The 6,696-nt window shown below is 42.8% G+C and carries 6 protein-coding genes; all 6 read left to right on the forward strand.

The genetic code is table 11. The features are described 5' to 3' along the window. Nucleotides 1–35: 35 nt before the first annotated feature. The gene (locus SALPA_RS14400; RefSeq protein ID WP_255451210.1) at nt 36–1,094 is read left to right on the forward strand and encodes a hypothetical protein; all 1,059 of its coding nucleotides are present in this window, start codon (nt 36–38) and stop codon (nt 1,092–1,094) included. Nucleotides 1,095–1,211: 117 nt separating this feature from the next. Further along, nucleotides 1,212–1,733, forward strand: coding sequence for a helix-turn-helix domain-containing protein (locus SALPA_RS14405; RefSeq protein ID WP_145095325.1), 522 nt, complete (start codon nt 1,212–1,214; stop codon nt 1,731–1,733). Between the two features lie 16 nt (nt 1,734–1,749). Further along, nucleotides 1,750–2,652, forward strand: coding sequence for a quinate 5-dehydrogenase (locus tag SALPA_RS14410; RefSeq protein WP_145095328.1), 903 nt, complete (start codon nt 1,750–1,752; stop codon nt 2,650–2,652). 14 nt (nt 2,653–2,666) lie between these two features. Continuing rightward, complete coding sequence (locus SALPA_RS14415) at nt 2,667–3,761, forward strand: saccharopine dehydrogenase NADP-binding domain-containing protein (protein WP_145095331.1); 1,095 nt, start codon at nt 2,667–2,669, stop codon at nt 3,759–3,761. Between the two features lie 257 nt (nt 3,762–4,018). After that, the gene (greA, locus tag SALPA_RS14420; protein ID WP_145095334.1) at nt 4,019–4,498 is read left to right on the forward strand and encodes a transcription elongation factor GreA; all 480 of its coding nucleotides are present in this window, start codon (nt 4,019–4,021) and stop codon (nt 4,496–4,498) included. 33 nt (nt 4,499–4,531) lie between these two features. Continuing rightward, nucleotides 4,532–6,034: a lysine--tRNA ligase gene (gene lysS / locus SALPA_RS14425; RefSeq protein ID WP_186451074.1), complete on the forward strand. Its 1,503-nt coding sequence runs from the start codon at nt 4,532–4,534 to the stop codon at nt 6,032–6,034. Nucleotides 6,035–6,696: the final 662 nt, after the last annotated feature.

Here is a 6,696-nt window from a genome sequence, read left to right on the forward strand (position 1 = left end):
ATTAGAAATGTCCAGATGCGAGGCGCGACGAGGACGTGACCGCAGTCGTACTGGGAAGTACGTCGGAGGGAACGCCCGCAGGAGCAACGAAGCAGATGGGCGTTTATAATCGTTTTCCGCAGGGGGATAAGATGCATATGCTCATAATGCCTGTCGCTAACGGCGTATTGCCAAGGCCACAGGGTGGAACGATTACCGGTATGTTTATTATCGAAAACGGCGGTCAGTTACTGCTGGATGTGGGGGTGGGACGAGAAATCCTTATTTGTCCCTGGATTGTTGAAGAACAAGCCTTATACCCTATTGGTGTAATTGTCCGCATTATGAACATTTGGAGTCAGACGGCTGTAGATAATAATAATGTCGAAACGCCGGTACTTATGGCTAAATTGGAAGGTAGAGGCCATGCCCGCTGGTATACTATGCGGACAGCGGGCAGTTATCTTTACTCAAATGATATCGAATACATCAACCTAAAAAAGATGCGTAAGGAATATCCAGTTATCTCCGGCGCTGGGTGGGCACCTCAAGGAGGATACACTGAATTTCGCGATAAAAGTGATATCCCTGTAACAATTTACGGCTCAGATCTTGAGACAGGCGAGCAAGTCAGCATAACGGCTAATTTAGGTGGTTTGGTTGAGCTTGAACAGGCTCATACGATTGAGCACTCGGTTATCAGGGCTTTGACTACCTATGGGTTATGCACGGCACGAACGTTGGTGGAAGCTATGGGCCGAGAGACTGATGAGTTAAAAAAATCAGTGGAGTTTAGTATTAAACATACCATGCCGGAAGCATTGGGTTTGACAGCCAGCGGGGCTTGTGGGAATCCGATGACTAATTTAGCCCAATTTTATTTGGCGCAAGAGTTTGTTAACAACATTGAGGCAGGTAAGTCACTGAATGAGTCTATTGACAAAGCTCGTCGTGCTACTATGTCTCAGCTTACTGATGATATTGGTATTACCATGAATCAGGGCATCCGGGTGCTGCAAGGACTCAAAAAGGGTATGGCTCATGATGATACCGTATTGAAGCTGGAAACTTATAAAAGAGTAATTAGCCGTTTTCCTTTTGAACCTTGGGAATAACGGCTTTTCTTCTGCCCGGTTTCTATTTCGTGGTAAACTTGTTATTTAGTAAAGATAATGTTAAAATATGCATGTACACAATAGTGTGCACATATACTAAGGGGAGATGAGCGCGCCGTGTTGCTTCGTATTGGCGACAAGATTGTTGATCGACAGAAAATTCATCATACTGTTGACCGAATTCTTGAATTGCGGCGAGATGGCTTATCACAGCAAGAGGTGGCAGGCCAAACTGGTGTTGATCGCACCTTTGTTTCGCGTCTCGAAACCATTGGCGAGATTCGTAAAGGCGGCCGTGTAGCGCTAATAGGCTTTCCAATAAAAAATTGTCAAGAGATATATACTGTTGCCAGGCAAGAAGGTGTTGACTTTTGCCTTGTTTTATCTGATCAGGAACGCTTAGATTTTGTTCAAACCAAAAGCGGAGTAGAATTATTTAACACTATTATGGAAATAATATCCAACGTCCATAAGTATGATATAGTAATTATTATTGGCTCAAATATGCGCATTAAACTAATGGAAGCCTTACTAGACAAAACAGTAATTGGTGTACAAATTGGAGAATCGCCAATTTCTGAAGATAAATATGTCAATCCGGAAGATATTTGTGCGCTTATCAGGCAGCTGAGGTTTTAGCCAGGAGGATACAAGGATGAAACAGGTGGTAAGCATCAGTCTGGGTTCATCAAATCGTAACAGCACGATTATTACTGAATTTGGTGGTCAACAGTTTCAAATTAAGAGAATCGGAACTGATGGGAATAAACAGGTAGCAGCAGATCTTATCCGTGAACTGGATGGTCAGGTGGATGCAATTGGTCTTGGTGGTACTGATTTATATATTTATGCTGGTAAAAAGCGGTATACCTTCCGGGAATCAGCGGTATTAGCTGCTAATGCCAAAATAACACCAGTAGTTGATGGCAGCACCATTAAGAATACATTGGAGCGGCGGGTAATACCTTATCTTATTAACAAATATGGTTTTGAATTCAAAGATAAACAGGCGCTTATTGTATGTGCTGTTGACCGGTTCGGATTAGCTGAAGCTTTGGCAGGCGCGGGCTGTAAAACCGTGTTTGGCGATCTGATGTTTGGCCTGGGCTTGCCAATACCCATTACGACCTTAGACAGCCTGAATCGATTGGCTAATCTGGTAGCTCCTGTTATTACCAAATTGCCTGTTAGTTTGTTCTATCCTACAGGCAATAAGCAAACCCAGATGACCCCTAAATTTGCGAAGTATTTTCACCGTGCGTCGATTGTTGCTGGTGATTTTCATTTTATTAGGCGCTACATGCCAGATACTATGAAAGATAAGTTGATTATTACCAACACAGTAACACAAGAGGATGAAGTTTTGCTAAAAGAGCGGGGGGTTACTACCTTAGTAACAACTACACCGGAAATGGGTGGCCGATCTTTCGGGACTAACCTATTAGAAGGAATGCTGACGGCCTTATCCGGCAAACATCCAGCTCAGCTAACGGTAGAAAATTATATTGATCTTATTGAACAAGCTGGGATTGAGCCAAGGTTTAAAAAACTTACATAAGGAGGCGCTTGTATTTGCAAAAGTTTGCTTTTGTAGTTCATCCTTTGGAAGCTAGCGATTTTAGCCGGAAGTTTTCTTTTACCCGTAACTGGCCTGATAGGTTAGTAGAAGGTATTATCAAATACATACCGCCGTTCAAAGTCTCTCACATTAGTGGTATTGATTCCGGACATAATAAGGCAGAAGGCTGGTTTGTCGGGTGTCCTCTGACGTCACGGCAAATGGTTGCCATGCCTGAACCGTATGTAATTAATAAAATCATAAAGACCGGTAAGGTAGCTGAAAAACTCGGAGCTAAAATTATGGGTCTTGGTGCTTTTACATCTGTTGTTGGTGACGCAGGCATAACAGTAGCTAAAAACTTAAAAATTGCCGTAACAACAGGCAACAGTTACACCGTAGCTACCGCGCTAGAAGGTACACGCCAAGCTGCCAAAGCAATGGGGATTGACTTATCGCGGACTAATGTGCTTATCTTAGGAGCTACTGGGTCTATTGGCGCGGCTTGCGCTCAGATTTTAGCCCGGGAAGTGCGCTACTTGACACTGGCGGCCCGGGATGAGGTCAAACTAGAAAAACTTTCCAAACAGATTTTGAAAACTACAGGATTAGCTGTTCGGGTAACGGCAAATACTAAACAGGCCATTAGAAATGCCGACATTGTGGTAGCTGTAACCAGCGCTATTGATAGCATAATTGAGCCTGAGGACCTAAAGCCGGGAGCTATTGTCTGTGATGTGGCCAGACCACGTAATGTTTCACGCCGCGTAGCGGAAATACGCAATGATGTACTTGTGCTTGAGGGCGGGGTTGTGGAGGTTCCGGGGGATGTACAATTTGGACTGAATTTTGGGTTTCCGCCGCAAACAGCTTATGCGTGTATGGCTGAAACCATGATATTAGCGTTAGAGGGGCGCTATGAGAACTTTACGCTAGGGCGGGACTTAACGGTTAAGCAAGTGGAAATCATTGATAGACTAGCGGCTAAGCATGGCTTCAAATTGGCAGGGTTTCGCAGCTTTGAACGAGCTGTTACTTCACAGGAACTTGCGTCTATTAAAGCCAATGCACTTGCAAAAACTTTGCAGATTTCGAAAGGAGTGCTTTAGAAAATATTGACAAAGGACCTATTTATGCCTATAATAATGAAAAATAGAGGATGCTGCACACAATGTTCAGATATCTCTTACCATAAAACAGTGTCAAGTTCTACTTGGCACTATTTATATTGTCTAATTCCTAGATATGAAGATTTTTTCATCAGAAGGGCAATTTTAAGAGCAAACTGAATACACTATTTACAAAGAAAAATTTATAATATTTGCAAAATATTTTTGGCAAATAGCTAATAAGAGGAGAATGAACCATGGAAAAAGATGTTATGCTTACCATTGACGGACTGAAGAAGTTAGAGCAGAAGCTTGACCATCTAAAGTCAGTTCGCCGCCGGGAGGTAGCTGAACGTATTAAGCAAGCAATTGAATTTGGCGACATCAGTGAAAACTCGGAGTACGAAGATGCCAAGAATGAACAAGCCTTTATCGAAGGCGACATTCTTACTTTGGAAAAAATGTTGCGTAATGCCAAGGTGATTGATGAAGGGGAAGTGGGCACAGATATTGTTGCTTTGGGCTCAACTGTTAAACTTAAGGATTTGGAGTTTGACGATGAACTCGAATATACTATTGTTGGTTCAGCTGAGGCTGACCCGACCGAACTTAAAATTTCCAACGAATCGCCGGTTGGGCAGGCTATAATTGGCCAAAGGGTCGGCAGCGTTGTAGAAGTTAATGTACCAGCAGGTATGCTTAAATATGAAATTATGGAGATTAGACGTCACCATTAATTTCTAGCTGAGAAAGGACAGGGGAGAAGTTTCATGGCAGAAATAGAAGTAGTACAAGATAGCAACCCGCAAGCGGCCGAGGAACTAAATGAACTGATGAAGGTTCGTCGGGAAAAGATGGATAAGGTGGCTGCCCAGGGAATTGAGCCTTTTGGACGCAAGTATGACTTTACTCATCATGCGAAAACAATTATTGATGATTATGCTGAACTAGAGGGACAAACTGTCCGCATTGCCGGACGCCTCATGGCTGTGCGTGGTCACGGAAAGGCCAGTTTTGGCCATGTAATGGATATTACTGGCAGAATTCAGATTTACTTTCGTCAAGATGTACTGGGCGAAACAGCTTATGAGCAGTTTCATCTGTTAGATATTGGCGATATTGTAGGTATTGAAGGTATTGTATTTACTACCCAAAAAGGTGAAATCAGTATAAAAGCAAATCGGTTTGAGTTTTTGGCCAAATCCTTACGCCCGCTGCCGGAAAAGTGGCATGGGTTAAAGGATGTCGAGACTCGCTATCGGCAGCGTTATCTTGATTTAATTGTCAACCCCGATGTACGTAATAACTTTATTATGCGCAGTAAAATCATTCAGGTGGTTCGGCAGCAATTAGATGAACGCGGCTTTTTAGAAGTGGAAACACCAATGATGCACCCGATTGCTGGCGGTGCGGCAGCGCGCCCGTTTATTACTCATCATAATGCACTTGATATGAAACTGTTTATGCGGATTGCGCCGGAGCTGTATCTTAAACGGCTAATTGTTGGTGGTTTTGAAAAAGTATACGAACTTGGCCGGGTATTTAGAAACGAAGGCATTGATATTAAACATAACCCGGAATTTACTATACTTGAGCTATATCAGGCTTTTGCCGACTATAAGGATGTTATGCGGTTGACAGAGGAAGTGATAGCCAAAGTTGCAGAGACTCTCCTAGGTACAACCAAGATTACTTATCAAGGGCAGGAAATTGACCTTACACCGCCATGGAACAGACTCACCATGCCGGAAGCCATACAAAAATATTCAGGGGAAGATTTTAGCGTGGTTAAGACAGTGGCGGAAGCTCGTGCCATTGCCGACAAGCTTGGTGTTAAATATGAGCAGAAACATGGAATAGGCGGTATCTTGAACAATGTATTTGAAGAGGTTTGCGAAGAACATTTGATTCAGCCAACCTTTATTATCGGTCATCCTACAGAGATATCACCTTTAGCTAAACGCAATAAAGATAATCCTGAAATTACTGATCGTTTTGAAGCATTTATCTTTGGCCGCGAAGTTGCCAATGGCTTTTCAGAGCTAAATGATCCTATTGATCAACATGGGCGTTTTGCCGATCAGCTGGCTCAGCGTATGGCTGGTGATGATGAAGCACATATGATGGATGAGGACTATATCAATGCCCTTGAATATGGCTTGCCCCCCACAGGCGGTTTGGGTATTGGCATTGATCGGTTAGTTATGTTTATAACTGATTCCTATTCGATTCGGGACGTAATATTATTTCCACATATGCGCCAACGTGACTAGTGGTAAACGGGCTGACCGTAAGTGGTCAGTCCTTTTCTTATCCTTGGTGAAAGTTCGCCAAGGATATCGTTCTGCACTTTTGCCAAAGGCTTGATGTTAGCCGTATTTTCATCATTGACGGCTTTAAATGATTATGGTAAAATGAATTTCGTTCGGTCGATGTATTCGTAGATTTAAATCACGAATACATATTGACAAAAATAGTTGATATGTGATAGGATATAGAAGTCGCAAAACAGTGATTGAAAATTCCAAAAAAATGTCCTAAAAAATATATTGACATATCTTATTTGATGTGATAATATATAAAAGCTGTCGCCGCAATGCGAACGACAAAATGTTCCCTGAAAACTGAACAATGTAAGTAATGCATCAAAAATGCCAGATGTGCGGTTGTATGTCGCTTGCGACATACAAAACCAAAAACAATTTCTTGATTTGATTTATAGAGCCAACAAATGGCTTCAATAATAATTTATTGGAGAGTTTGATCCTGGCTCAGGACGAACGCTGGCGGCGTGCCTAACACATGCAAGTCGAACGGGGAGCTACTTGTAACTCCTAGTGGCGAACGGGTGAGTAACGCGTAGACAACCTGCCTCTAAATTGGGGACAACACCGCGAAAGTGGTGCTAATACCGAATGTGGTATCTTGGTCGCAT

Origin of the sequence: Sporomusa sp. KB1, from assembly GCF_007830295.1 — a bacterium.
GTDB lineage: Bacteria > Bacillota > Negativicutes > Sporomusales > Sporomusaceae > Sporomusa.